This window comes from Janthinobacterium sp. BJB446 (genome assembly GCF_002735655.1).
GTDB lineage: Bacteria > Pseudomonadota > Gammaproteobacteria > Burkholderiales > Burkholderiaceae_D > Janthinobacterium > Janthinobacterium lividum.
In genome coordinates this window covers 3,320,448-3,346,477 of sequence record NZ_PDZK01000001.1, presented here as the reverse complement: position 1 = coordinate 3,346,477, position 26,030 = coordinate 3,320,448, and the positions used below count along the sequence as shown (strand labels likewise).

General features: G+C 63.0%; 25 protein-coding genes. 7 read left to right on the top strand and 18 right to left on the bottom strand.

What is annotated here, in order from left to right; all coding sequences use genetic code 11:
* Positions 1–59: 59 nt before the first annotated feature.
* The 6 genes from CSQ92_RS14755 to fliF form a co-directional block, all read right to left on the bottom strand.
* Positions 60–1,328, bottom strand: a complete 1,269-nt coding sequence (locus CSQ92_RS14755; protein WP_257219219.1) for a flagellar hook-length control protein FliK — start codon at positions 1,326–1,328, stop codon at positions 60–62.
* A 19-nt stretch (positions 1,329–1,347) separates the two neighbouring features.
* Entirely contained in the window at positions 1,348–1,788 is a 441-nt protein-coding gene (fliJ, locus tag CSQ92_RS14750) for a flagellar export protein FliJ (RefSeq protein ID WP_070259362.1), read from the bottom strand.
* Between the two features lie 32 nt (positions 1,789–1,820).
* Positions 1,821–3,137 carry a flagellar protein export ATPase FliI gene (gene fliI, locus CSQ92_RS14745; protein ID WP_240317724.1) on the bottom strand — a complete coding sequence of 439 codons (1,317 nt, stop codon included), beginning with the start codon at positions 3,135–3,137 and terminating at the stop codon, positions 1,821–1,823.
* Positions 3,138–3,226: 89 nt separating this feature from the next.
* Positions 3,227–3,928: a flagellar assembly protein FliH gene (locus tag CSQ92_RS14740; RefSeq protein WP_052140559.1), complete on the bottom strand. Its 702-nt coding sequence runs from the start codon at positions 3,926–3,928 to the stop codon at positions 3,227–3,229.
* Positions 3,929–3,971: 43 nt separating this feature from the next.
* Positions 3,972–4,970 (bottom strand): flagellar motor switch protein FliG, encoded by a 999-nt coding sequence (fliG, locus tag CSQ92_RS14735; protein WP_034787109.1) that lies wholly within the window; start codon positions 4,968–4,970, stop codon positions 3,972–3,974.
* A complete protein-coding gene (gene fliF, locus CSQ92_RS14730) occupies positions 4,963–6,678 on the bottom strand; it encodes a flagellar basal-body MS-ring/collar protein FliF (protein ID WP_070281292.1) in 1,716 nt (571 codons plus the stop codon). The genes fliG and fliF overlap by 8 nt, the downstream gene beginning before the upstream one ends.
* On the opposite strand from fliF, the gene CSQ92_RS14725 reads away from it, so the two are divergent.
* Together CSQ92_RS14725 and fliE are read left to right on the top strand one after the other, a co-directional pair.
* Positions 6,677–6,874: a hypothetical protein gene (locus tag CSQ92_RS14725; protein WP_099394443.1), complete on the top strand. Its 198-nt coding sequence runs from the start codon at positions 6,677–6,679 to the stop codon at positions 6,872–6,874. The two genes, fliF and CSQ92_RS14725, sit on opposite strands and share 2 nt — an antisense overlap.
* A 141-nt stretch (positions 6,875–7,015) precedes the next feature.
* Entirely contained in the window at positions 7,016–7,318 is a 303-nt protein-coding gene (fliE, locus tag CSQ92_RS14720) for a flagellar hook-basal body complex protein FliE (RefSeq protein WP_230539976.1), read from the top strand.
* 80 nt (positions 7,319–7,398) lie between these two features.
* On the opposite strand, the gene CSQ92_RS14715 is transcribed toward fliE, so the two are convergent.
* The 8 genes from CSQ92_RS14715 to CSQ92_RS14680 all read right to left on the bottom strand — a co-directional run bounded on the left by CSQ92_RS14715 (position 7,399) and on the right by CSQ92_RS14680 (position 15,347).
* The gene (locus CSQ92_RS14715; RefSeq protein ID WP_080753686.1) at positions 7,399–8,145 is read right to left on the bottom strand and encodes a flagellar brake protein; all 747 of its coding nucleotides are present in this window, start codon (positions 8,143–8,145) and stop codon (positions 7,399–7,401) included.
* A 25-nt stretch (positions 8,146–8,170) separates the two neighbouring features.
* Positions 8,171–8,497, bottom strand: coding sequence for an EscU/YscU/HrcU family type III secretion system export apparatus switch protein (locus CSQ92_RS14710; protein ID WP_034787205.1), 327 nt, complete (start codon positions 8,495–8,497; stop codon positions 8,171–8,173).
* Entirely contained in the window at positions 8,490–9,677 is a 1,188-nt protein-coding gene (gene fliK / locus CSQ92_RS14705) for a flagellar hook-length control protein FliK (RefSeq protein WP_099394442.1), read from the bottom strand. Before fliK ends, CSQ92_RS14710 begins: the two co-directional genes overlap by 8 nt.
* A gap of 17 nt (positions 9,678–9,694) precedes the next feature.
* Positions 9,695–10,021, bottom strand: coding sequence for a flagellar protein FliT (locus CSQ92_RS14700; RefSeq protein ID WP_070259351.1), 327 nt, complete (start codon positions 10,019–10,021; stop codon positions 9,695–9,697).
* A gap of 3 nt (positions 10,022–10,024) precedes the next feature.
* Positions 10,025–10,471 (bottom strand): flagellar export chaperone FliS, encoded by a 447-nt coding sequence (fliS, locus tag CSQ92_RS14695; protein WP_092608516.1) that lies wholly within the window; start codon positions 10,469–10,471, stop codon positions 10,025–10,027.
* A 21-nt stretch (positions 10,472–10,492) separates the two neighbouring features.
* Entirely contained in the window at positions 10,493–13,171 is a 2,679-nt protein-coding gene (fliD, locus tag CSQ92_RS14690) for a flagellar filament capping protein FliD (RefSeq protein ID WP_257219218.1), read from the bottom strand.
* A 244-nt stretch (positions 13,172–13,415) separates the two neighbouring features.
* Positions 13,416–13,784 carry a flagellar protein FlaG gene (locus CSQ92_RS14685; protein WP_070281290.1) on the bottom strand — a complete coding sequence of 123 codons (369 nt, stop codon included), beginning with the start codon at positions 13,782–13,784 and terminating at the stop codon, positions 13,416–13,418.
* Between the two features lie 84 nt (positions 13,785–13,868).
* Positions 13,869–15,347, bottom strand: a complete 1,479-nt coding sequence (locus CSQ92_RS14680; RefSeq protein ID WP_092608519.1) for a flagellin N-terminal helical domain-containing protein — start codon at positions 15,345–15,347, stop codon at positions 13,869–13,871.
* Between the two features lie 443 nt (positions 15,348–15,790).
* On the opposite strand from CSQ92_RS14680, the gene CSQ92_RS14675 reads away from it, so the two are divergent.
* The 3 genes from CSQ92_RS14675 to CSQ92_RS14665 are packed head-to-tail and all read left to right on the top strand — an operon-like array spanning position 15,791 to position 19,964.
* The gene (locus tag CSQ92_RS14675; RefSeq protein WP_180277013.1) at positions 15,791–17,818 is read left to right on the top strand and encodes a tetratricopeptide repeat protein; all 2,028 of its coding nucleotides are present in this window, start codon (positions 15,791–15,793) and stop codon (positions 17,816–17,818) included.
* Positions 17,815–18,756 (top strand): UDP-glucuronic acid decarboxylase family protein, encoded by a 942-nt coding sequence (locus tag CSQ92_RS14670; RefSeq protein ID WP_070281287.1) that lies wholly within the window; start codon positions 17,815–17,817, stop codon positions 18,754–18,756. The genes CSQ92_RS14675 and CSQ92_RS14670 overlap by 4 nt, the downstream gene beginning before the upstream one ends.
* Positions 18,753–19,964, top strand: a complete 1,212-nt coding sequence (locus tag CSQ92_RS14665) for a class I SAM-dependent methyltransferase (protein WP_099388814.1) — start codon at positions 18,753–18,755, stop codon at positions 19,962–19,964. Before CSQ92_RS14670 ends, CSQ92_RS14665 begins: the two co-directional genes overlap by 4 nt.
* 90 nt (positions 19,965–20,054) lie before the next feature.
* Here CSQ92_RS14665 and CSQ92_RS14660 read toward each other — a convergent pair whose 3' ends face one another.
* The 4 genes from CSQ92_RS14660 to CSQ92_RS14645 form a co-directional block, all read right to left on the bottom strand.
* The gene (locus CSQ92_RS14660; protein ID WP_034787085.1) at positions 20,055–21,626 is read right to left on the bottom strand and encodes a GGDEF domain-containing protein; all 1,572 of its coding nucleotides are present in this window, start codon (positions 21,624–21,626) and stop codon (positions 20,055–20,057) included.
* A gap of 201 nt (positions 21,627–21,827) precedes the next feature.
* On the bottom strand, positions 21,828–22,475 hold the full coding sequence (locus tag CSQ92_RS14655) for a response regulator (RefSeq protein WP_034753998.1): 648 nt from the start codon (positions 22,473–22,475) through the stop codon (positions 21,828–21,830).
* 23 nt (positions 22,476–22,498) lie between these two features.
* Positions 22,499–24,007 carry a sensor histidine kinase gene (locus tag CSQ92_RS14650; protein WP_257219217.1) on the bottom strand — a complete coding sequence of 503 codons (1,509 nt, stop codon included), beginning with the start codon at positions 24,005–24,007 and terminating at the stop codon, positions 22,499–22,501.
* 17 nt (positions 24,008–24,024) lie between these two features.
* Positions 24,025–24,612, bottom strand: a complete 588-nt coding sequence (locus CSQ92_RS14645) for a membrane protein (protein WP_034787082.1) — start codon at positions 24,610–24,612, stop codon at positions 24,025–24,027.
* A 115-nt stretch (positions 24,613–24,727) separates the two neighbouring features.
* Here CSQ92_RS14645 and greB point away from each other — a divergent pair, with 115 nt between their 5' ends.
* Together greB and CSQ92_RS14635 are read left to right on the top strand one after the other, a co-directional pair.
* On the top strand, positions 24,728–25,294 hold the full coding sequence (greB, locus tag CSQ92_RS14640; RefSeq protein ID WP_070259337.1) for a transcription elongation factor GreB: 567 nt from the start codon (positions 24,728–24,730) through the stop codon (positions 25,292–25,294).
* A 69-nt stretch (positions 25,295–25,363) separates the two neighbouring features.
* Positions 25,364–26,005, top strand: a complete 642-nt coding sequence (locus CSQ92_RS14635; protein ID WP_099394440.1) for a transposase — start codon at positions 25,364–25,366, stop codon at positions 26,003–26,005.
* The last annotated feature ends 25 nt before the right edge of the window (positions 26,006–26,030 follow it).

The following is a 26,030-nucleotide window of genomic DNA, read 5'->3' as shown; positions in this document are numbered from 1 at the left end:
TTTTAGACGAAAAGTTACGCTGTGGGGCACGCCTGTGGCCCGAGGACGACGAATTATCCTCAGGCAAAGGTATCCACGGCACTCAGGCTGGGCCGGCTGCGTGTGCCGGTGGCCGGCGCGATGGCGATCTCGCCACCGGAGACGCCGCCACCCTGGCCATTGCCGCGGCGTCCGCCAGATGCTTCCCGGTTACCCTGGTCCTGCTGTTCCGGCGTGCCGGCCGAGACCGTGGCGCTGCCAAAGGCGATGCCCGCTTCGCTCATCATTTCGCGCAGGCGCGGCATGGCCGCTTCGAGCGCCTGGCGCACTTCCGGCTGGGCCGACATGAAGGCGGCATCGGCCTGGTCATTGGTGACCGTCAGTACCACTTGCACGGGTCCCAGGTCGGGCGGATTCAGGGTCAGCGTGGCGCTCTGGTCGCCGCCGGCCGCCATCCACACGACTTTCTGTCCCAGTTGCTGGTCCCAGGCCGGCGTGCCGACCCGGCCCGCCAGCTTGTCGCTCGGCACGGCCACAGCGGCCGCGGCCTGCTGCAGCGCGCCCGGCTGCAACTGGGCCGCCAGGCGGCTCAGGTCGGCAGGTGTTTCCTTGATGATCGGCTCGGCCATGGCGGCGCCAGCCTTGGCGGTGGCTGCCAGTTGCGCGTCGATGGCCAGCTTGCCAGGTTCGGCCTTGCCGGCCGGCACGCTGGCGCCTGGCGCGGCGGCTGTCTTGCCCTGGGCCTGGAGCAGGCTGTCGGCAAAGTCGCCGCTGTCGGCTTGCGCGATGACGGTGGCGGCGGCCTTGCCGCTGCCCTGGCCGGCTGCCAGCAAGGGCCCTGTTGCCAGGTTCTTGCCCTCGGCCTTGACGCTGGCGCGGGCCGGCAGTTCCGGCACGGCCTTGGCCGCTGGCGGCTGGATGGCCAGCTGGATGCTGCCCACCAGGGCCAGCATCTCGGCGGCCGGATCGGCTGGCGGCGTGACTGTTGCGGCGGGGGCGGCGGGCACGCTGGCCTCGGCCGTGGCGCTGTCGGGTGTCGCCGCCTCGCTCGATTGCACGGGCGGCTGTTCGCTGCTGGCCGCCTGTTCCGTGTCTGCCTGCGCCGGCTTCGCTTCGGTCGCTGGCGATTGGGCGGGTGCTGGCGTGGCAGCAGGGCGGGCCGTCGGCGCAGGTGCTTGTACTTGCGCTTGCGCCATATTGCGGCTGGCCTGGCGCTGCTCGATCTGGCGGTTCAGGGTGCGCTGGAAGTCGCCCGCCGTGCCGCTGGCGGACGGCTGGCTGCGGTTGGCGGCGCCCGGCGTGGCGTTCGGCGAGACTATCTGGGAAATCGGGGTTGGCTGGGTTTGCATGATGCTGCCTCAGTGTTGCTTAGCGTTTGTAATAGGCTTGTCGCGCCGCGTGCTCATCCATTGCTTTCTGGTCGCGCTTGTTTTCCAGCTTCAGCGCCTGTTCCTGCGCCCGGTTGTTCAGGGTGGTGTACGACATGCGCTTGCGTTCGGCCAGCTGCCAGCGCATCTTTTCATTGTCGCTGCGCGCCTGTGCATGCTCGACTACTTGCTGCTGGCCCAGGATGGCGCTGTCGAGCTTGACCATGAAGGCCTGGAAGTTACGGTAAGCCATGGGCGTGATCCCGCTGCTCATGCTGGCCTCGAAGCGCTTGGCATAGTCGTCGCGGTAGCCGGACAGCATGTCGAGCTTTTCGCGGCAATCGTCGAGCGCTTTCAGGGCCGCGCCCAGGCGCTTGGCACAGTCGTCCGTTTCGCGCTGGGCAAGGTCGATCAGGGTTGCAAGTTGGGAAGGAGAAGCCATGACTGATTATATTCCCGCTATGCAAGCCCTAATCACTCGAATAGAGCGGTAAGTTGCCCCAAGCTCTCGTCCATGCTGACCCGCTCCGTGATTTGCTGTTGTAAAAACGCTTCAATCTTTTCATGCAGGGCGATGGCCTGGTCCAGCACGGGATCGGTGCCGGCGCTGTAGGCACCCACGCTGATCAGGTCGCGGCTGCGTTCATAGCGCGAATACAGCTGTTTCAGCTTGCGCGCCTGCTGCTGGTGCTCGTGCGTGGTGATCGAATGGGCCGCACGCGAAATCGATTGCTCGATGTCGATGGCCGGATAGTGTCCCGCTTCGGCCAGGCGGCGGTTCAGCACGATGTGGCCATCGAGAATCGCGCGCGCCGAGTCGGCGATCGGGTCCTGCTGGTCGTCGCCCTCGGTCAGCACGGTGTAGAAGGCCGTGATCGAGCCGCCGCCTTCCTCGCCATTGCCGGCCCGCTCCACCAGCACGGGCAGCTTGGCGAAGACGGACGGCGGATAGCCCTTGGTGGCAGGCGGCTCGCCGATGGCCAGGGCGATTTCGCGCTGCGCCATGGCGTAGCGGGTCAGCGAATCCATGATCAGCAGCACGTTTTGCCCCTGATCGCGGAAGTGTTCGGCAATCGCCGTCGCATATGCGGCCCCTTGCAGGCGCATCAGCGGCGGCGTGTCGGCCGGCGCGGCCACGACGACGGAGCGGGCCAGGCCTTCGGCGCCGAGAATCTGCTCGATGAATTCCTTGACTTCGCGTCCCCGTTCGCCGATCAGGCCGACGACGATCACGTCCGCTTCCGTGTAGCGGGCCATCATGCCCAGCAGCACGCTTTTACCCACGCCGGAACCGGCAAACAGGCCCATGCGCTGGCCGCGGCCCACGGTCAGCATGGCATTGATCGAGCGCACGCCCACGTCGAGCGTGTCGACGATGGGCGCGCGGCCCAGGGGATTGGCGGGGCGCACGTTGATGGGGGCGCTGTCGGTCGTGTGCAGCGGGCCCAGCTGGTCGAGCGGACGGCCCGCGCCATCGAGCACGCGGCCCAGCAGTTGCGGACCCACGGGCAGGTGGCGCGCGCGGTCGCTGGGGCGGCGGCGCGGGTGCGCCACGCTGCCGGGGCGGGGAATGGCCGGTTCGACGGAAAACACGCGCGTGCCGGGCACGATGCCTTCGACGTCGCTTTGCGGCATCAAGAACAGGCGTTCGCCTTCAAACCCCACCACTTCCGCCTCGACCCGGCCGCCATTCGGCAGCGGCACGGTGCAGGCGGCGCCGACGGCCAGGCGCAGGCCCACGGCTTCCATCACCAGGCCGGCCACGCGCGTCACCCGGCCTGAAATCTGCATCGGTTCGACAAAACCGACCACGGCCGAACAGTCGCTCAGGTAGGCGCGCCAGCGCGCCGCATGGGCTGTGGGGCCTTTGACGGGCTCGCTCACGGCGCCAGCCAGTCCAGGTCTTTGCCCAGCGCATGCGTCAGGCGGTGCCAGCGGGTGGACGTCTGCGCGTCGATCTGGTTGCTGGCCGTGTCGATCTTGCAACCGCCGCGTTCCACGCTGGGGTCTTCGATGACACGCCAGCCACCCTTGTCGAGCTCGTCTCCGATGCCGTCGCGCACGACTTGCGCGTCTTCCGGGTTGAGCATCAGCAAGGCAGGTTGTTGTAGTACAGGCAAGTATTCGATGGCTTCGCGCACCACGGGCAGCATCAGTTCGGGACGCACGGGCAAGGCCGTCTTCAGCATGCCCTTGGCCAGCTGCAGGGCCAGTTCCATCACGTCATTGGCGATCAGTTCGTCGGCCTGGTGCACGGCCGTGCCGAAGTCGACGGCGATGGTTTGCAGATGCGCCAGCTCGATGGCGGAAGCCGCCTTGCCTTCCGCATACGATTGCGCGTGGCCATCGGCATGTCCGGCCGCATGGCCTTCCGCATAGCCGGCCGCGCGGCCTTCGTCGAAGGCCGTGGCGCGCGCCTCCTCGCGGATGGCGTCGAGTTCTTCCTGCGTCGGATATTCGAGCGGCGGAGCCGGTTCTTCCTCGTGCAGCTCGGCAAATGGGTCGAACTCGGGCTCGGGGTCCGGTTCGAGCAGCTTGCGCGCCGCCACCACGCTGGGACGCTCGTCGCCAAACGAGGTCATTTCCCAGCGCTGGTAGGCGGTTTGCTGCTCTTTGGGAATCAAATTAGACAAACGAATCCTCGCCTTTTCCGCCTAAGACAATCTGCCCCTCGTCCGCCAGGCGGCGCACGATCTGCAGGATCTGTTTCTGCTGCGATTCCACTTCCGACAGGCGCACGGGGCCTTTCGACTCCAGGTCTTCGCGCATCATCTCGCCGGCGCGCTGCGACATGTTCTTGAAGATCTTGTCGCGCAGCTCTTGCGAGGCGCCTTTCAGGGCGATGATCAGCATTTCCGACTGCACTTCGCGCAACAGCAGCTGGATGCCGCGGTCGTCGATATCGATCACGTTGTCGAACACGAACATTTCGTCCATGATCTTTTGCGCCATGTCGTTGTCGTAGTTCTTGATATTGTCCATGACGGAGCCTTCCTGCTCGCCGCTCATGAAGTTCAGGATCTCGGCCGCCGCGCGCACGCCGCCCAGCGACGATTTCTTGATGTTTTCGTTACCGGACAACAGTTTCGTCAGCACGTCGTTGAGTTCGCGCAAGGCGGCCGGCTGTACGCCGTCCAGGGTGGCGATGCGCAAGACCACGTCGTTGCGCAGACGGTCCGTGAAGTGGCCGAGGATTTCGCAAGCCTGGTCGCGTTCCAGGTGGACGAGAATGGTGGCGATGATCTGCGGGTGTTCGTTGCGGATCAGCTCGGACACGGATTGCGAATCCATCCACTTCAGCGATTCGATGCCGGACGCATCCTTGCCGCCCAGGATGCGCGACAGCAGCACGGACGCCTTGTCGTCGCCCAGCGCCTTGGTGAGGACTTGGCGGATGTATTCGTCCGAATCGAGGCCGACGGTGGAATTGAGTTCCGTCTGCGCGCGGAAGTCGTCGAGCACCTCGACCACCTGCTCGTGCGCGATGCCCTTCATGGTGGCCATGGCGGCGCCCAGTTTCAGCACTTCGCGCGGGCCGAGGAATTTCATGACCTCGGCCGCTTCGCTTTCGCCCAGTGCCAGCATCAGGATCGATGCTTTTTGCAGTCCCGTTGTCTCAGTCATTATTGCCTATCCATGCTTTGATTACGTTGGCCACCACGCGCGGGTCTTCCTGCGCCAGTTTCCTGGCCATCGCCAGGTTTTCGCGATAACCGCGGGCCGTATCTTCTTCCAGTTCTTCCAGCTCCGCTTCGCTGAGCAGGACTTCGTTTTCTTCGCCGTCCTTGGCCAGTTCCGGCTCGATGACGGGCGGCGGCGCGCCGAAATCGTCGATCTTGCGCATCACGGGGCGCAGCATCGGACGCACGATCTTGATGAAGATGTACAGCAGGATCAGGGCGGTGATGAGGAATTTCGCCAGTTCCTTGGCCAGCGGCAAGTTGGCCGGGTCGCGCCACCACTCCAGCTTGCCTTCCGGCGCGCGGTCGATGCCGTCGAAGGGCGAGTTGGCCACGCTGAAACTGTCGCCGCGTTCCTTGTTGTAGCCCATCGCTTCCTTCACCAGATTATTGATCTGGACCATTTCGGCAGGGGAAATCGGCTTGACCGTGACCTTGCCATCCTTGTCGAAAGTGCGGCGGTAATTGACGACGACGGCGACCGACAGGCGGCGCAGGCCGCCCATGGATTTCTGTTCGTAGCGCACGGTCTTGTCAACTTCGTAATTCGTCGTCGATTCCTTCTGTGTCGGCGCCGTCGGCGCGCCACCCGGGGCGCCAGGCGCCTCGGCCGTCAGCGGCGCCGTTGCCACGCCTGGCGGCTGGTTCGACAGCGCGCCCGGCACGCCGGACGGGTTGGCATTGCCGGCGCCCGTCGATTCGCTCGTCTGCTGGCTGCGGATGGTGGATGCTTCCGGCGGCGAATTCGGCTTGTAGGTTTCGGCCGCCTGCTCGCTTTGCGAGAAATCCACGTCGGCCGTCGCTTCGGCGCGCACATTGCCTTCGCCGACGATGGGCAGCAGGATCGATTCGACTTGCTTGATCACGCTTTGCTGCAACTGCTGCACGTACTTTAATTGGTTCGGGTCCAGGCTCTTGATGCCGTTGGCGCGGTCCTTGTCCTTTTCCTGGTTCGACAGCAGGGTGCCGGCCTGGTCGACCACGGTGACATTGATTGGCAGCAATTCCGGCACGCTGGATGCCACCAGGTGCACGATGGCGCTCACCTGCAACTGGTCGAGGCCGCGGCCCGGGTGCAGGTTCAGCAGCACGGAAGCCGTCGGTTTTTGCTGTTCGCGCACGAAGACGGACGGTTTCGGCAGGGCCAGGTGGACGCGCGCCGTATCGACGGCGGACACCGATTCGATCGATTTCGCCAGTTCGCCTTCCAGCGCGCGCTGGAAATTGACCTGTTCCAGGAACTGCGACACGCCCAGCTTCTGGTTCTCCATCAGCTCGAAGCCCACGTTGCCGCCTTTCGGCAAGCCTTGCGCGGCCAGTTTCAGGCGCGCATCGTGGACTTGTTCGGATGGCACAAGAATGGCGCCGCCGCCTTCGGAAAACTTGTGCTTGATGCCCAGCTGGTCCAGCGATGCGGTGATGGCGCCGCCGTCGCGGTCCGTGTAGTTGGAGAACAGGACTTTGTATTCGGGCGGCTGGTTCCACATGTACAGGGCCACGCCGATGGCGATCAGTGCCGCCACGCCCAGGCCGCGCAGGAAATTCTTGCCCATCGGCGTCTTGGCGAAGGCTTGCACGGATTCCACGGGCGAGCGGGCAGGCGCCGGTTCAGGCGGTATGCGGTTTACATCGATTTCTTCGGCTACAGCCATGATTGCCTTCCAGGGCGTGTGGTTTGACGGGTATTCGGTGCTGCGTGGGGCCGCTTCCTCGGGAGGAGGGGGCGATATGCAGAATTATCCGCCACTGTCACGCGCTTCAATCGTCCAAATAGAAGGCGCTTTTGCCGCCTGCTCGGCCGAGCGGCTGGCGTTGGCGCTGGTATTGTGGAACCCTGGCAACATGTGACGGAAGTTATTGTACCCGTCGTTGCCAGGCAAGCCAGGGTTTTGTTCTCTGGGTGCAACAGGCAAGGAACAGTTATGCAGCAGACCAGAATCGGGAGGCAAAGTGAAAACAGGCGGTATCGATAGCAGCAGGATCGAGGCGATGATCGCGCAACTGAAGTCGGCGGCCACGCGGCCGGAGGCGAAAATACCGGCGATCCAGACCGAGATGCCGGCAGCGAAGGTGAATTTTGCCGATGCCTTCAAGAGCGCGCTGGACTCCGTGAGCGGCGCGCAAAAGGCCTCGTCGGCGCTGGGCCAGCGCTTTACCATGGGCGATGAAAAGGTCAGCCTGTCGGACGTGATGGTGTCGATGCAAAAGTCGAGCATCGAATTCCAGGCGACGGTGCAGGTGCGCAATAAGTTAGTTTCTGCATATCATGAGATCATGAACATGCAGGTTTAACTGTTGATGACCCAAAACGAAGACTGGGGTCGGACCCTCAGGGTCCGACCCCAGCCCTTGCGTTCTGGGTCAACTGACGCTTAGCCCAGCCCAGCCATGCGCGCATTCCGTTCTCGTTCGAGACGCGTGATATAGCGCTGCACGTGCGCGAGCATGCTGCGCGGCAGGTCGACGAACTGGCAGCCGAGGCGGCGGTTCAGCTTGTTGTTCAGCAGGGTCATGTCCAGCGAATTGCGAATTTGTAAAGTCGCGGTGACGATGCCGACATCGGGCAAATCGATGCGGCAACCGGGATAGTCCCTGCCGATGGTTTCGCCCAGCATCAGTTTATTGTCGAGGATGGCGATGCCGCCGCAGCTGATGTCGGCCAGCGGGAACAGGGTGTCGGCGCCGCCCAGCGAGGGCGGCAGGGGAATTGCCACGCGCACGGGATTGCTCACGGGCGTCGTCATGCGGTAATACTCGCGCCGCTGCAAGCGGATCAGTGTTTCTGGAATAGCAATTTTCAAGGCGGGCGTGCCGCCATAATTGCACTCTTCCACCAGGGCGCTGGCAAACAGGATGCGGATCTTGTCGAGCGAGGTTTCAAACGAGATGCCTGTGGCGGCCACCATGCGCCGGTTCTGGTCGGCGTTCACGGAACGGTCGAGGATGACGGTATCGCGTTCGGCATCGACTTCCAGGATGGAGGTGACGCACACATCGGATTCACCGTGGATCAGCATGCGGATCAGCTGGTTCTTTTCGCTGATGCTGCGCAGCAAGGCGATGATTTCCCGCCGCGATTCCACTTCAAAATCATGCCAGTTTTCGAGGCCGGAATCCATAATATGTGCTTGCATTGATGCCTGTCTATGTATCGGTGAGGTTGACGCTGGTGTCGGGCGGCGGCGGGATCGGCCCGCCATTCGCAGATTCAATATGATATAACCAGGCCAGCAGTTCCGCAATCGCCCGATACAGGCCGGGCGGAATCTGGCGGTCCAGGTCGACATCCATCAACAGCGCCACCAATTCCTTCGATTCATGCACGAAGACGCCGTGTTCGCGCGCCGTGCTGATGATCTGGTCCGCGATCAGGCCGCTGCCCTTGGCCACCACCTTGGGCGCCGGCGTGCCGCTCTGGTAGGCCAGCGCGACGGCCGTCTGCGGCACCTTGCGCCTGGTGTCGTCAAGCATCATCTGCTTCCGCTGGCTCGGCAGCGTCCGGCTTGCCGGCGATCGTCAGCGACGATAGTGGCCATCCCGCCGCGTCGAGCGACGCTTCCAGCCGCGCCGCATGCTGGCGCAAGGTGTCGGCGCTGCCTTCGCTGCCCGCCTGCAGCTGGATGGCCACGCGGCCGCCCTGCAAGACCACGTGCGCGGCCAGATCGCCCAGCAGGGGAAACTGGAAGCGCACATTGCTGCGCCAGGCCGTCGCTTCCTCGTCGCCATCGCGGCCATCGTGCTGCTGTCCTTCCGGCGCATCCTTGCTGATATCCCACTGCATCTTCTGGCCGGGCCAGGCTTCGCCCTGCCACTGCACGCGCGCCTGTTCGTGCGTATGCAGCTGTAAATTGATCAGTTGCGCCGAGGCCAGGTCGGTACCCGTTCTGGCCATGTCGCCCTGTGCCGCCTTCTGCATTTGCGGCTCCAGCAGCAGCGACGCCAGCGGCCGCTTGCCTTCGGCCCATTCGGCCACATGCGATTCATAGAACAGGCCGCTGCTGCCGACCGCATCGCGCAGGTTCTGGGCTACCTGGGCCGGGGCGGCCCCCGGCGTGGCCATCAGCGGCGTCTTGCCGACCAGCGACAGGGGCGCGCCGGGCACGCTTTCGGCCTGGCTGAGCACGCTGCTGATGGCGCGCGCGGTGGTGCTCAGCTCGGGCGCAGGCGAGTCGCCTGCGAGAGCGGGCAGCAGATTGGCTGGCGTCAGGGGGGCACGGCTGAGCAGGGTGGCGGCCGTGCTGCTGGCGCGCGTGCCCGCCTGGGCGGCGCCGGCCTGGGGACCACGCGTTTCGGCCGCGTCCGGTTCTGCGTCCGCGTCCGCATACGTCAGCAGGGCGCTGGCGGGCTGGTCGCGGTTATTGCCGATCTGAAAAGAGGGGCGGGGATTGATGCCGATCAAGGTCAGGGGGATTTCCGTACCCGGCTGGGCGCCGGCGGGCAGCTGCATGCGGGCGGGGGTGCCGGCCACGCGCACGAGGAAGCTGCCGTCGCCCATGCGGGCCAGTACTTGTCCCTGCATGGATTTGCCGATGAGTCCCTGCAGCGAGCGCTGGAACTCGGCCTGGCGCGGGTCGGCGACGGCATCGGCCGCCCGCGTGGCCTTGACCGGGGTCAAGGGCGTCATGCCGATCGCATCCATCTTCGGCAACATGGCGCCCCCGTGTGCGCTTACGCGCCGTAGGCGTTGGCCAGGCGCCGTTCAGTGCCGGTGCTGTTGATCAGCTTGGACAATTGCGCCATCCATGGCATGGTCAGGTCACGGATCTTGCGGTCGTCTTCCAGGATCTGCTTGATCAGGGCAACCTTGCGCTGGCGGCCAGCACTTTCCAGCACGACTTTTTCTTCATTCGCCTTCAGCGTGGCCACATGCGCGCTGATGCGCTGTTCCAGCGCTTCGAGCTCGTCCCAGTCGGCGTTGGTGGCGGCGGTTACCATCTGGCCCGTCAGGGTCTGCATGGCTTCGTAGGTGGTCAGGACTTCTTGATTCGTCATCATGGGTCAGGCGCTCGCAAGGCTGGGCATACGTTTCAAATCGGCACCGGGAATGGCGGCGGGGGTGGCGCCGATGGCGTTCCAGGTTTCGCGCAGGTCGGTCAGCAGGCGCTGTACTTCTTCCAGCAGGGTAACATCGTTGTTCAGATTGGCCGTCAGCAGGCGCGCGCTCATGTATTCATACAGGGCGTCGAGGCCTTCGGCGATCTGGCCGCCCGCTTCCTTGTCCAGGCTGGCGCGCAAGCCATTGTCGATGATCTGGATGGCTTTCGAGATGGACTTGCCTTTTTCCGGCACATTGCCCGATTTCATGTGCATCTGCGCGCTGAGCACAGCCACCAGGGCGCCGTCGTACAGCATCACGATCAGCTTATGCGGCGAGGCCGAAACGATGCCCGTCTCCAGGCCGACCTTGGCATAGGCGTTGACGCCGCGTTGTTGGGTTCCAAACATATGTTCTCCTGATGGTTGGGCTTAGCGGTTGGCGGCGATGGAGGCCAGCTGCTGGGTCAAATAAGTTTGCGTGGACGTCAATTTGCTCAGCGTCACGTCCAGGCGCGAATACTGGGCGCGGTAGCGCGCCTCGATGGTATTGAGCTTGTCGGCAAAGCGCTGGCGCTGGTCGGCCACATCCTTGATGCTGTTATTGATGCCCGCGGTGCGGCCCGTGATGAGGCCGTCCGTGCCAAGGAAGGAGGCGGCCATGTTGTTCAGCTGGTAGGCATAGCCTTGCGAAAAGCTCACCGTGCCCCGGTCGCCCAGGCCACCGCCCGTCACTTCGACCTTCAGGCCGTCGGCCGGCGAACCGGGCGCGCCTGTCAGGGTCTGGCCCGAACCGATGACGGGCTGGCCGCCGATGGTGCCGGCCACGTCCGTGCCCTTGGTGGGGGTGATGCCGGCGCCGATCAGCGACTCGACGCCCGTACCGGTCACGCTGGCCACGGCCAGGTTGGAGACGGAACCATACCGGGCCGACGCTACCACCAGGCGGCCGCTGCCATCGATCGAAGCCGTCACCGATCCGCCGTTTTCACTGAAGGTCTTCACCCCGTTGATCGACGACTGGATCATGCCGGCCAGCTGGGCGGGCGTATAGTTACCGGCAGGAATGGTCACGGTGGCCGTATTCTTGGCCGCCGCAGGGTCCGTGTCGTTCAGGGTGACGCTCCAGGTGGTGTCGCTGGCGATCGTCGTCGATGCTGGCAAGGTCAGGGCGCCCTTCAGAGTGCCCTGGCTGGCCATGTTGGTGATGTTCAGCGCGTACGTGCCAGGCTTGGTGGCGGCCGTCGAACTGGTGAAGCTGACGTTGCTGTCCGTGGTTTTCCCCAGCGCGGAGAAGAGGCCGGCCACGTCCGAGAAGTTGGCGCTGATGGCCTTGTCCAGCACGGCCGAGTCCAGCACCAGGCTGCCGTCTTTCTGGAAGGTAATGCCGACCTGGTCCAGGGTCTTCAGGTTGCCGGCCAAGCCACTGATCGAGGTGCTCAGCTGCTTGCGCAGCTGGGACTGGATCGATTGCGTGGTCGAATCGCCCAGCATGACGCCGGCCTGCTTGGTTTCCGCATTGTAGGACGTCATCTTGGCGATCGACGCGTTCAAGTCGTTGTAAGCCTTGACAAAGGCGGTGACGCTGGTCTTCACCGTCGACGTATCCTTGGAAACGGACAAGGAGCTGCTGCCCACCTTCAGCACGTTCAAGGTGACGCCTTCGATGGCGCTGTCGATGCTGTTCGAAGTGTTCGTGATGGGAATGCCATTGACGCTGAGCATGGTGTTCTGCGCGGCGCTGTTCTGTTTCAGGTTTTGCGTGCCCGACGCGTCGTACGACAGCAAGTCGCTCAGCGCGCTGTCGGCTGGCTGGCCATCGCTGCCGCTGAGTGAAATCTTCATGCTTGAATTGGCGCCCGACTTTGCCGAGCTCAGCACCAGATGGTGGGGCTTGTCCGAACCATCGGAAACGATGCTGGCGGTCACGCCCAGACCCGCATTGTTGATGGCGTCGCGGATGCCTTGCAGCGAGTTGTTCGTGGAATCGATGACCACCGTGCCGGTCGCCTGCGTCGCATCCTGGGTAAAGCCGCTACCGATATAGGCGCCGCCCGTGCCGGCCGTCAGTCCGGCGGCGGCCGGATTGCTGCCGGCAACCGTGATGGGGCTGCCGTTGGTCGAACTGAGCGTGATGGAACTGGCGACGGTGACGTTGAAGCCCGTGTTGGTGGCCGTGGACGCATGGCCGATGCCGCCCTTGACGTCGCCCGTCACCACTTCCTCGATCTGGATGTTCGTGCCGTCGGCGCGCGTAAATTGCAAGGTGCCGTCGGCCGCCTTGCCGGTGACGGTGATATTGGCATCGGCCAGCGCATTCGAGATGGCGTTGGGGCCGGCCAGGGTGGTGTCGAGCGAGGCGCCAGTGATGCCGGCGCCCGCAGCTACGCCATTGCCTTGCGTAACGATATTGATGCCGCCGACGGACAGCGCATAGGTGCCATCGGCACCGGTGGCAACATTGCCATAGCCGGCGAACAGGGTGGCGCTGCTGGCGGCCGGCTGTGCCGTGGCCGTCACGCCCGTGGTACTGCTCTTGGCATTGATGGCTTCGGCCAGCGCGCGCGCGCTCTTGATCGTGCTATCCGTGGGAATGGCCGTGCCATTCAGTGTCAGGGAGCCGTTGCTGATGCCATTTTGTAAAGTCGCGCCGCTGAGCGCCGTGCCGTTCATGCCGAAGGTGCCGCCGGCAACTTTACCGAGCTGGAAGGAAATGGTCGTCTTGGCGCCCGAGCCGATGGTGGAAATCTTGCTGGCGTAGCCGGCCGAGGTCAAGGTTTGCGATTGCGCCAGCTGGCTGACATTGATATTGTAGTTGCCGGCCACGGCCTTGGCGCCGGCCGTGGCCGTAAATACCAGCGGGTCGCCAGGCATTGCCGAGACGGCGCGGAAATTGTTACTGTTGCTCAGGCCGGAGAGCGACGTTTGGAAGGCGCCCACGGCGCCGCTCAGGGTGCCCAGCGCACTCAGCTTGGCCTGGTAGGAAGCGGTTTTCTTGTCATAGCCTGCCAGGGGCGCCGATTCGGCGGTCATCAGCTTTTCGATGATGGAGTTCACGTCCAGGATGCTGTTGCCGATACCCGGGGAGGATAAGGTTGGTGCGATGGCCACTGTCTGCTCCTAGGAAAACACTAATATAAGCTGTTATCGGCAGAATTAATCAGGACTTGAGAGGGGCTTTTATGGCCCTGTTTCCTATTTGCGGAAAAGTCAGGCGGGAAATGCGGAGGAATGTTGCATGAGTGGCATGATAAAAGGCAGGGCCAGACCGGAGGTTATTTGGCTGGCCCTGGCTCGCGCTTCCCTTGCTATGTTGCGATACTGCATTGGTTCTGCGCTTGCTGTAGGCATGGGCCTAGACGCTCTGGCTGATCAGCTGGCCTTTTGCCGAGGCAAATGACTTGGCGATTTCCAGCGCTTCCCGGGTGGGGATCTGGCGCAGGACTTCCTGCGTTTCCTGATCAATCACTTTGACCACGGTGCGCTGGCTGTCTTCGTCGATGGAAAATTGCAAACCCTGGGTTTTGACCTGTGGCGACTGGTTCAGTTCCGAAACGGCCTGGTCCAACTCTTCGCGGCTCGGTTCCTTGGCTTTGTTGGCCGTCGCGTCGATGCCGGTGTTCGCGCTGCGTGCCGTCTGCGGGCGTGCGATAGCCGCTTCCGCGGATGGATAGTTCTTGTCGATGCGCGCTGCGGAGGCGGCAGCTATGGTGTCGATAGTCATGTTGCTCCCCTAGTGAAAATTCCCCTGCCGAAGAAATCCGGCAGGGGAACCTGAGTCCAGCGATGTAGCGTTGCTAATCGGAGATTAGCCGCGCAGCAGGCTCAGCACGCCGTTTGGCAGCGAGTTCGCTTGTGCCAGCATGGCGGTACCAGCTTGTTGCAGGATCTGGCCACGGGTCAGGCTGGCCGTTTCTGCAGCAAAGTCGGTATCGACGATACGGCTGCGCGAGGCGGACAGATTTTCCGTCGTCGATTGCAGGTTGCTGATCGCCGAGGAGAAGCGCGATTGCAAAGCACCGTACTGTGCGCGTTGGCTGTTGACCGTGGACAAGGCTGCATCCGTGATCTTCAGTGCCAGCTGAGCGCCATCAAAGGTCGTCACATCCAGGGTGGACACTGCTTTCAGGGTCGAGCCCTTGTTCACGCCTGCAGCTGCACCCGACAGGCCCAAGCCAGTTGCGGTTGTTTCGCTGACCGAGAAGCTGCTGTCGCCGTCGAAGGTGACGCGGCCGTTGGCAACTGCCGATGCAGTCGATGCTGCAACGGTTTGCGGCGAAGCCAGCTTGACACCTTTTTCATCATAGGTGCCCACGCTCAATACCGTATTGGTTTGCGTGTTGGTGATCTGGATGTCTGCGCCACTTGCGTTGCTCAGTTTGATGCCGCCTTGCGAAGCATCGTACTGGGCAGTCACGCCGGTTTTGGCCGTTTGCGCATTGATTGCGTTGATGCCAGCGGCGAAGTCGGCAGCTGTACCGGCAGTGCCAGTGACGGCGAACGATACGGTGACGGCGTCCGCTGCGGCTGAGTTATCCGAATTGATCTTGAAGGAATATGCTTCCACGCCCAACGTCAGGTTGGCGTCGGTACGCGCGTCAGCCGTTACGCCGGTATTGGCAGTCTTGGCATTCACGGCGGCAGCGATCGACTTGGCCGACGAAGTGGTTGCGGTGGCAACGGTTGCGGCGCCAAACTTGCCCGAAATTGCCAGGGCACCAGCGGCGGCTTTGCTGACCGTGCCAGCTTGGACTGCGGCATTTTCCACGCGGTTGTTACCGTAGGTGCTGGTCAGGAAGTTCGCGCCATTGGCCGAAATCAGTTGGTTGGCATCGGCGCCGACCTGGAAGTTGGCCGTACCCATCGTGCCGTCCAGCAAAGCCTGGCCGTTGAACGAGGTGGTGGTAGCGATACGGTTCAGTTCCGAATTCAGCTGGCCGACTTCAGTTTGCAGCGCTTGACGGTCGCTGGCCGAGTTGGTGGCGTTCGACGATTGCACGGCCAGTTGGCGGATGCGTTGCAGGATGTCGCCCGAGCTCGACAGTGCGCCCTCAGCCGTTTGCGCCAGCGATACGCCGTCGTTGGCGTTGCGGGTCGCTTGGGTCATGCCGTTGATTTGCGACGTCATGCGGTCGGAAATCGACAGGCCGGCGGCATCGTCTTTGGCGCTGTTAATACGCAGACCGGAGGACAGGCGTTGCAGCGAGGTGCTCAGGGCCGATTGCGAGGTCGACAGGTTGCGTTGCGAGTTCAGGGAAGCGATGTTGGTGTTAATTACTGCAGCCATTTTAATTCTCCAGACAGGTACTACATTGCGCTATGTGCTATTCACGTTGGTCTGCCTCTGTACTTTGAAGCAATCAAACCGTCGTTGTAATGTTTATCGGTGGCTGCCTGAAAAAGTTGATAGGGAAAAACATTCTTTATTTTATTTTTTTACCCTCATTTTTCCGTGCCGCGGCACGCTAGACGACAGGTGTGGGAAAAACTTGAGGGTGGAAAATTTTTTATTTTCAGTATGTGGGGCGGCTGCTTTACGTGCACAGGAGTGATGAGGGCCTTCATCATCATTCTGCAAAGCATCTATAAGCCCCCCCTTTCCCCTCATACTCCTCGTCTTGGCGCAAGGCGTAGCTGGTAATATTGTTACCAAATCGCACATTCCGCCTGCCGTGGCTGTCGTGGCAGCGCGATCTGGCCTAACTTCGAGCTTTTATGATAACGACTGATATGGACGCAAACAGCTCCGCCGCCGCGCCGCTGTCGCAAGAGGTAACACAGGCCATCAATGCGGCGCTGGACATGGCGCAGCAGCATTTGCGTGACAACGAGCTGGACCTTGCCGCACAACTGTTCCTGGCGGTCCTCGAACTGGCGCCGCAGGAGCCATTTGCTAATCGACAACTTGGCTTGTTGTGGATGCGGGTTGGCGACGCTGCCGCTGCCGTGCCTTGCTTTGCTGTCGTACTCGCGGCGCAACCTGATCAATCCACGAGCTGGCTCGACTATATTGAAGCGTTGATCCTGTCTGGCCAGCATGAAACGGCACAGCAAATGCTGGCGCTGGGGCGCAAGCACGGGCTCGATAGTCTGGACGCGGACCGCTTGCAACAGGCATTGCTTTTGGGTATGAATGGCATACCCGATGGGGCAGCCATGCAACCGACGCCGGCAAGCACCCCGTCCGAGTCCGATCAACAGCCGAATGCCCACATGAATGTGCTATTCGATCAGCAACGCTATGCTGAGCTGGAACGTGAGGCGCGCGCGCTGACGCGCCGCAAGGCGAATGACGGCGTGGCCTGGAAGATGCTGGGACTGGCCTTGTTGATGCAGGGGCAGCTCCGCTCCGCGTTGCCGTGCATACAAAAGGCTATCCGGCTATTGCCGCGCGATGTGGAAGTGCAGAACAATATGGGGCTGGTTCTGCAGGAATTGGGGCGGCTCGGCCCGGCGGAGCTCAGCTATCGCCGGGCGATCACCATGATGCCCGAGTTTTTCAGTGCCCATAGTAACTTGCTGATGTTGCAAAGTTACAGCGCCACGAGCGCCACAGGTCGCCACCTGGCCGAAGCCAGGCGGTACGGCAAAGCGGTGGCGTCCAGTGCCAGCAAGCCTTTCGAAAGCTGGTCTTGCCGGCGCGATGCCGTGCGCTTGCGCATCGGCATCGTCTCGGGCGACCTGCGCAAGCATCCGGTCGGATATTTCCTGGAAAGCATGCTGGCATCGCTGAACACGCGGCGAGTCGAACTGATTGCCTATCCGACCGTGATCAAGGTGGATGACTTGACGGACCGCATCGCTCCGCATTTTTCCGCCTGGCGTCCCATTGTCAACAAGACAGACGAGGAGGCCGCGAAAATGATCGAAGCCGATGGCGTGCATGTCTTGCTCGACCTGTCTGGCCATACGGCCGATAACCGGTTGCCGCTGTTTGCCTGGCGGCCCGCTCCCGTGCAGACCACCTGGCTCGGCTATTTCGCCACCACGGGCGTGCAGCAGATGGATTATCTGCTGGGCGACCGCTTTGTCGCGCCGCTGGAAGAGAGCGGCGCTTTCACGGAAACGCTGTGGCATATGCCGGACAGCTATTTGTGCTTCACTCCGCCAGACTTTGATATTTCCGTCAGCCCCTTGCCCGCCCTGGAAAACGGCTTTGTCACGTTTGCCTGCTTCAATAAACTGAACAAGATGAATGATGGCGTGGTGGCCGTGTGGGCCAGGATCTTGCATGCCGTGCCCGGTTCCCGACTGTTTCTGAGAGCGCTGCAAATGGGTGACGCCGCCGTACGCAGCCGTACTATTGCCCGGTTTTCCAGTTGTGGCATTGGCGCTGACCGCCTGCGCCTGGAGGGCGCCTTGCCGCGCGACGAACTGCTGGCAGCCTACCAGCAAGCCGATATCGTGCTCGATCCCTTCCCGTATCCGGGAGGCACGACCAGCATGGAAGCACTATGGATGGGCTTGCCCATCGTCACGCGCTGCGGCAAAAGTTTCCTGTCGCATTTAGGGGAATCGGTACTGCACAATGCGGGCTTGCCGGACTGGGTCGCCGCGGACGACGAGGAATATGTGGCCATCGCGGCCCGGAAAGCCGGAGACCTGGCGCAGCTGGCGGCCCTGCGCGCCGGCTTGCGTGCCCAGGTACTGGCCTCGCCCCTGTACGATGCGCCCCGTTTTGCGCGCCATTTCGAAGACGCCATGTGGGGCATGTGGCAGGCGCGGATGGCTGTGATTGATAACGCAGGAGAACAATGATGGCCCGTACCACCCTGATTACCGGCGGCGCCGGCTTCCTCGGCTCGCACCTGTGCGACCGCATGATCGCCGATGGCCACGATGTGTTGTGTGTGGATAATTTCTACACGGGCAGCAAGGACAATATCCGCCACCTGCTGGGCCACAAGCGCTTCGAGCTGCTGCGCCACGACGTCTGGCTGCCGCTGTACGTGGAGGTGGACCGCATCTATAACCTGGCGTGTCCGGCCAGCCCCGTGCATTACCAGAATGACCCCACCTCGACCACCAAGACCTCGGTGCTGGGCGCCATCAACATGCTGGGCCTGGCCAAGCGCAAGCGCGCGCGCATCCTGCAGGCGTCCACTTCGGAAGTGTATGGCGACCCGCAAGTGCATCCGCAACGCGAGGATTACTGGGGCCACGTCAATCCGATCGGCCCGCGCGCCTGCTACGATGAGGGCAAGCGCTGCGCCGAAACCCTGTTCTTCGATTATCACCGCCAGTCGGCCGTGGATATCCGCGTCGTGCGCATCTTTAATACCTATGGCCCGCGCATGCATCCGAACGATGGCCGCGTGGTCAGCAACTTCATCGTGCAGGCGCTGCGCGGCGATCCGATCACCCTGTATGGCGATGGCCAGCAGACGCGCTCGTTCTGCTATGTCGACGACTTGATCGAAGGCATGGTGCGCATGATGAACCAGACGCAGGAAATCGGTCCCATGAACCTGGGCAATCCCGCCGAATTCACCATCCGCGAACTGGCCGAGCTGGTGCTGCGCCTGACGGAGTCGAAAAGCGAACTGGTCTTCCGTCCCTTGCCGGCCGACGATCCCGTGCGCCGCCAGCCCGACATCGCCAGGGCGCGCGCCGCCCTGGAATGGGAGCCGACGGTGAGCCTGCATGATGGTTTGAAAGAAACTATTGCCTATTTCAAGAAAGTGATCTTCGCATGAAACAGCAATTGCTCCCGGCAGTGTGCCCGGTCTGTGCCCACACGGTGGCGGCGGCGTTTTTCGACGGCGGCCAGCAAGCCCTGGCTACCCTGGGCTGGCCGGCCAGTGCGGCCGAAGCGCAGGCAATGGCCGTGCAGCCGCACGATTTCGTGCAGTGCCCGCAGTGCACCCACGTATGGAACCGCGCGTTTTCCTATGACGCCATTCCCTATCAAAACAATCCTAACCGCATGTTCAACAAGGGCGGCATCTGGAAAGGCCACCTGGCCGACACGCGCGACGTGCTGCTGGCCCAGTTGCCGGCTTCGCCGACGGTGATCGACATCGGTTGCGGCGAAGGCCATTTCGTGCGCGCGCTGGCCGACGCGCGCAGCGAGCAGGGGCGGTTCATCGGCTTCGATCCGAACGCCACGCCGGAAACGGGCCGTGGCGTGGAGTTTCACGCGCGCTATTTCCAGCCGCTGCAGGACGTGCCCGAATTCGCGCCCGATGCGCTGGTGATCCGCCATGTGCTGGAACATCTGACCGATCCTGCTTCGCTGGTCGAGCAGATGGCGTGGGCCGCTTCTCGCTCCGACAAACCAATCTGGCTGTTTGCCGAAGTGCCGTGTATCGACCGGGTCTTCGCCACGGGCCGCCTGGCCGATTTCTTCTATGAGCACATGTCGCATTTCACGACGGAATCGTTCCGTACCCTGATGCAGCGCGCAGGCGAGGTGGTGCAACTGGCGCATGGCTATGACGGCGAAGTGGTGTATGCGCTGGTGCGCCTGCAGATTCCGAAGGCGCTGCGCGACCAGGCGCGCCACAGCAATGCGTTTGCCGTTGCCGCCCAGCGCAGCCGCAAGACCATTGCCGCCCAGCTTGACACCCTGGCCACGGGCGGCCAGCGCGTGGCCATCTGGGGCGGTACGGGCAAGGCCGCCGCCTTCATGCATCAGTTCGGCGCCGATGCGCAGCGCTTCCCGCTGGTGGTCGATTCCGATCCCGACAAGGCCGGCACCTTCGTGCCGGGCCTGGGCCAGGAAATCGTCTACCGCGACGTGCTGAAAACAGCGCCCGTCGACGTGGTCATCATCCCCACGCAATGGCGCGCGCGCGATATCGCCGCGGAAATGGCGCGCGAGGGCATTATCGCCAAGTCCATCCTGATCGAACACGAAGGTGGCTTGATCGATTTCTTTGCCGACGAGCATCCTTACCGCTGATGCTCCCCGTCAGGTGCCCAACTGGCGCCGGAATGCAAAAATGCCGCTCGACGAGCGGCATTTCTATTGGCGCGTACCGTTTGAAGTGGCTCAGTCCGCCACCACCACCCGGTTCTTGCCCGTCTGCTTGGCCTGGTACATGGCGCGGTCGGCGCGCTTGACCAGTTCGGCCTGGTCTTCGTTGGGCAGGCGCAGGGCCACGCCGGCGGAAAAGGTGATCAAGACCTTTTCGTTGTCGTGCAGGAAGAAATGCCGGGTCAGCTCGCGCTGCAGGCGCGTCATCGTCGACGAGGCCGCCTCGACCGTCGTTTCCGGCAGCAGGATGAGGAATTCCTCGCCGCCGAAGCGGGCGATGACGTCCATCGAGCGCAGCGTTTCCTTGACGATCTTTACCAGGTGTTTCAGCGCCGCATCGCCAGCCAGGTGGCCATAGGTGTCGTTCAGGCGCTTGAAATCGTCCAGGTCCAGCATGGCGATGCACAGGGGCGTGCCGCGGCGGTCGGAGCGGGCCGTCTCGCGCTCGAACACGTCGTCCAGGCCGCGTCGGTTCAGGCTGCCCGTCAGCTGGTCTTCCCGGACCAGTTCGCTCATATGCTGGAGCTTCGCTTCCAGGGTGTGGATGCGCTGTTCCGCATCCTGCACTTCCTGGCGCGCCAGCACCATCTTGTCGCGTGCGCGCAAGGCTTCGTTCTGCACCATGCGCGTTTCGCGCAAGACTTCGTCGAGAACGCTGTTCAGTTCGCTGATATTTTCCGCCTGGCTGATCTTTTCCGAATAGCCGCCGATCTTTTCATGGAAGTCGCCCGTGCTGGCCGCCACTTGCCCCAGGCGGTCGATGAAGGTCATCATCATGTTCTTGACCGTCAGCTTGACGTCGGACAGGCTGTGCTTGAGCTGGCCTTGCTTGTAGATGACTTCCTTCAGGCTGCGCGTGGCGTCTTCCAGCGCGCGCTGGTCGAGCGGGCCGGCGATCAGGTTTTGCACGGCATCGACCTGGCCGCGCAGCCAGCTGTCGTCGTCGAGCAACTGGCTGACGTTATCGAGCAGCAACTTGAACAGGCGCAGCAGCAATTCCTGCTGTTCGGCCGTGTCGCCGCTTTTCAATTCGATCTGGTAGCACAGCTGTTTCAGGCGCAGGGCCGCTTCGTTCAGCGCTTCTTCCGTGTGGGCCAGCTTGATGGCCGCGCCCAGCGATTCGGCCTCTTCCACCAGCGCGGGCGTTCCCGTCAGCAAGGTGGCGACGGCAAAGCCCAGGGTGCGGCTGAGCAATTCGCGCAGGGTGCGCGTCTGTTCGCCGTCCGGCAGGGGCGGCAATTCGATGCCGCCGCCTTTCTTGACCTGTTTTTCCGCCAGTTGTGCCAGGGTGCGCGCATAGCTGTCCCAGTCGCGCGCTTTCAGGGCGCGCTGGAAGCGCCGGCCAAAGTCGCCCAGTTCGCCCGCCGATTCGCTCATCTTGGCGGCAAACTGCGTCAGGACGTTTTCCGCGCCGCTTTCCACATTGGCGCTGGCGGCCAGCACGGCGGCGGGCGCGCCGGGCGTCTCCGCCGGTTCGCTGATACCGGCGATTTCATTGTAGATATCGCGGTAGGCGCTCGGCGTGGGGGCGATGCGGCGGGTGGCCAGGCGGCGAAACGCTTCGCGGGCGATATCGGCCGGGTTCATCGCCGCAGCGGCGGCAGTACTCGTGGCGCCAGCAGGAGCGCTTGCTGGTGAAGATGGCAATTTACTGGACATGTAGGCACAGCCTTTTTAGATATTTCTCATTATCCTCATGATATGCGAGTTGGCAAAGAACTTATTGTGCGAGAAGCAAGGATAAGTCCTGTCAATTCGCCCGATGCCAGCATGCATGCCGCTTTGCCGTCAATCCACCAGCTGGTTGCGGATGGCGTAATGTGTCAGTTCGGCACTGTTCTTGAGTTTCATCTTGACCAGCAGGCGGGCGCGGTATTCGCTGACGGTTTTCACGGACAATTTCAGCTCTTCGGCGATGGCGCCCACGGCCTTGCCCGAGGCGATCATGACCAGGGTCTGGTACTCGCGGTCCGACAGGGTATCGTGCAAGGCCGTTTCGTGGTCTTCGCCCACCGTGTTGGCCAGTTCCTGCGCCAGCGAGGCGCTGATGTATTTCAAGCCCTGCGCCACCTGGCGGATGGCCGTGACCAGTTCGCGCGGCGCGCTCTGTTTCGTCAGGTAGCCAGCCGCGCCCGCCTTGAGCGAACGGATGGCGTACTGGTCCTCGCGGTGCATGGAAAGCATCAGCACGGCCAGTTCCGGCTTTTCCTTCTTGATCTGCTTGAGCACCTCGATGCCGCTGCGGTCGGGCAGGGAGATGTCAAGCAGCAACACCTGGCATTTCGAGCCGCGGAACAGTTTGATGGCGTCGTGGCCATTTTCGGCCTCGCCGGCCACGATGATGTCCTTCGTATCGGCGAGGATTTGTTTCAAGCCCTCGCGCACGATCGCGTGATCGTCGGCGATGAATACCCGGATGGTGGCTTTTTCTTTCATGACTGCGTTGTTTCCTATCTAATTCACCCACTGGCCGCTTCTGGTGGCGGCCCGCTGTGCGCGGGCGCACTGGCTGCAGCCGCTATTATCGCCTCTCGCGGCGTGGTCAGCCGGATTTTTATGCTCAGGATGGTACCGCCGTCCGGCCCATCCATCAGGCTCAGGGTGCCGCCCAGCGCGCTGGCGCGTTCGGCCATGCCGCGGATGCCGAACGATTGCGGCTTGGCGCGATCGGACAGGCGCATGCCGACGCCGTTGTCGGCGATGGTCAGGCGCAGATGCTGGCGCTGCCTGGCCAGGCGCACGCTGACCTTGCTCGCCTGCGCATGCTTGGCGATATTCGTCAGCGCTTCCTGGGCGATGCGGAACAGGCTGGTCGCCTGGTCCAGTTCCAGTTCGATGTGCTGGCGGTTCGACATGAACTGGCATGCGATGCCGGCCTGGCGCGCGAATTCCTTCACTTGCCAGTCCAGCGCGGCGACCAGGCCCAGGTCCAGCATGGAGGGGCGCAAGTCCAGCGAAATGCGGTGCACGGCGTCGATGCTGCGGTCGACCAGAGCATCGACATAGTCGGCCTTTTCCTGCAGCAGCGGGTCGTCCGGCGGCAGGCGGCGCGCCAGCATGGCCAGCGCCATCTTGATCGCCGTCAGATTGCCGCCCAGGTCATCGTGCAGTTCGCGTGCCAGGCGCGTGCGTTCGTGTTCCTTGACCTTGTCGATATGCGCAGTCAGCTCGGCCAGGCGGGCGCGCGACTGGCGCACTTCGATCTGTTCCAGCCGGCTTTCCGTGATATTCGTCATGATGCCTTCCCACTGCACCGTGCCGTCGGCCAGCGCGCGCGGCGTGGAGCGCAGGTTGATCCATTTGACGTCTTTCCAGGCATCGATCCAGATGCGGCCTTCCCAGTTCCAGCTCCACAAGGCGTTTTTTGAGGCCTGCATCGATTCCAGATACGAGGCGCGGTCGTCGGCCAGTATCAATTGATAGAACAGTTCCGGACGCGCGTGCAGCTGTGCCGGCCCCAGGCCCAGCAGGGCCTGGCAACCGTCGCTCAGGTAGGCAAAGGATGCCCGTCCATCCGCATGCAGGCAGAACTGGTACACGAGGCCAGGCGTATTCGAGACGATGGCGTTGAAGCGCGACTGCACCTGCGCCAGGGCGGCCGCCGTCGCCTGCGGCGTGTGCAAGTCTTCGCCCTCGGCCAGGAGCAGGGCGCGTCCCTGGCGGCTGGCGCGCGACAGTTGCAGGCTGAGCGAATACAGGCTGCCATCGCGGCGGCGCTGCTGTACATGCAGCCGGGCTTGCGCGCCGATGCTGTCGTCCAGGGCCGCCAGCACGGCGGCCAAGTGCTGCGCGTCAAGCTGCGGCGCCAGCGTGAAGGGCGTCATCGCCAGCAATTCCTGGCGCGTGTACTGCAAGTTGTCGCAGGCGGCGTCATTGGCATCGAGCAATTGCAAGCTGGCAGAGTCGTACAGGTAGATTTCCGGCGCCGCCGCGCGCATGGCGGGGGCCAGCTGGAGAGTGTCGTGCATGGAGTCGTCTTTCTTCATCAGCGGCGGGCGCGCCAGAAGGCGGCGAAGCGGCGCAGCACCCTGGCTGGGCGGGAATTATGCCGGCCTGGCGTGCCCTTGCGCAAGCGTTGCCACCAAGCACGGCGGGCGCGGCCCAGCGCGGCCGACAGGCGGCTGATCCTGCGCCACGGACGCGTGGCGCGCAGGCGGGCGATCCAGCGGTCCTTGGTTTCCATGAACAGGCCATGCCAGCGCGCAAACCACGGCAAGGTCAGCAGAGTGGGGCGCGTCAGGCTGTACAGGCGGGCCACGGCGGCCGCGCCACCCAGCTTGGCGATGACGATCACGCCGATGCCGGAAAACGCATGGCCGCGCGCGATCGCCAGCAGGGCCAGCAGCTTGACGGGAAACAGCAGTACGGCCGGCAGCACGAAGATGGCCAGCGCCCAATACGGCGGCAGGCGCCTGATCCACGCTTCCAGTGCATGCAGGGGCGGAAATTGCGCCACCACCTGCATGATGCGCGCGCCCGTCGCCCACAGCCATTCCTCGATCAGCAGGAAGATGGCGGCCAGGTAGACCAGCGGCGCGAACAGCCAGCGCCTGACTCTGTAGAATTTTTTCATCCGTCTCCGTGTGCGGCGCAGGTTTGCCGCGATTGCCACGATGATACGTCAAAAAAGCCCGGCTGCCCCCGCATCCCGTGTGCCTGCGGGTCTCTGGCGGGGCTACAATAGGCAGATGAATAAAGCCTTTGTAAAAGAATCCGACAACGACGACGATGAAGAAGCGGCCGCGCTGGCGCTGGCCATTCCCGCCGGCGCCAAGAACTACATCACGCCGGCCGGTTACCAGCGCATCAAGGATGAGCTGCTGCAGCTGATCGACGTCGACCGTCCGGAAGTCGTGCGCATCGTCCATTGGGCGGCGTCGAATGGCGACCGTTCGGAAAATGGCGACTATATCTACGGCAAGCGGCGCCTGCGCGAAATCGACCGCCGCATCCGCTTCCTGACGAAACGCATGGACCTGGCCGCCATCGTCGACCCCAGCGTGCACCATGGCAACGACCAGGTGTTTTTCGGCGCCACGGTAACTTACCGCACCAGCGACGGCGAAACGCACACGATCACCATCGTCGGCATCGATGAATTCGACCCCCTGAACGGCAAGATCAGCTGGATCTCGCCCATGGCCCGCACCATCACCAAGGCGCGCGAAGGCGACGTGATCACCCTCACCACGCCGCTGGGCGAGCAGGAACTGGAGTTGCTGGAAGTGACGTATCCGGCGCCAGGGGAGGGGTAGGCTTGCGGTGGCGCAGGGCGGGCGCTGACAGGCATGTCAGGCTGGGGCTTTTCCCGATGGGAGTGTCTCATGGCCCGCATCCAGCGTTTGTTTATGCCGGGCATGCCCTTGCATGTGGTGCAGCGTGGGGCGGACAGGCAAGTTTGCTTCTTTGAGGCCGCCGATTTTCTCTGGTATTTGCAACAATTACAACGACACTCGCGTACGCAAGGCTGCGCGCTGCATGCTTATGTACTGATGACGAATCATGTGCATTTGCTGCTCTCTGCGGATAGTGTCCGGGCTGTCTCGCGCATGATGAAGGCGGTTGGGCAGGAGCATGCGCATTACATCAACTGGCGCCGCCGCCGTACCGGGCCGCTATGGGATGGGCGCTACAAGTCCTGTGTCGTGCAGGATACGACCTATCTGCTGGTATGCCAGCGTTATATTGAACTCAATCCCGTGCGTGCCGGCATGGTGCGCTATCCGGGGCATTACCGCTGGTCCAGCTATCGGTGCAATGCCGAGGGGAAGGACGATGCCTTGGTCCAGCCACATCCACTTTATATCAGCATGGGGAAAAACCAGGGGGAGCGGCGGTACGCCTATGCCGCTTTATTTCATGCCGATGAGGAAGCGGCGCTGCAGGCTTTACGTGCCGCCAGCCGTGGCAATGGGGCGGTGGGAAGTGACGAGTTTGTGAGGGAATTGCAAACCCGTAAAGCGTAAGGGCCGGGGTCGGACCCTGAGGGTC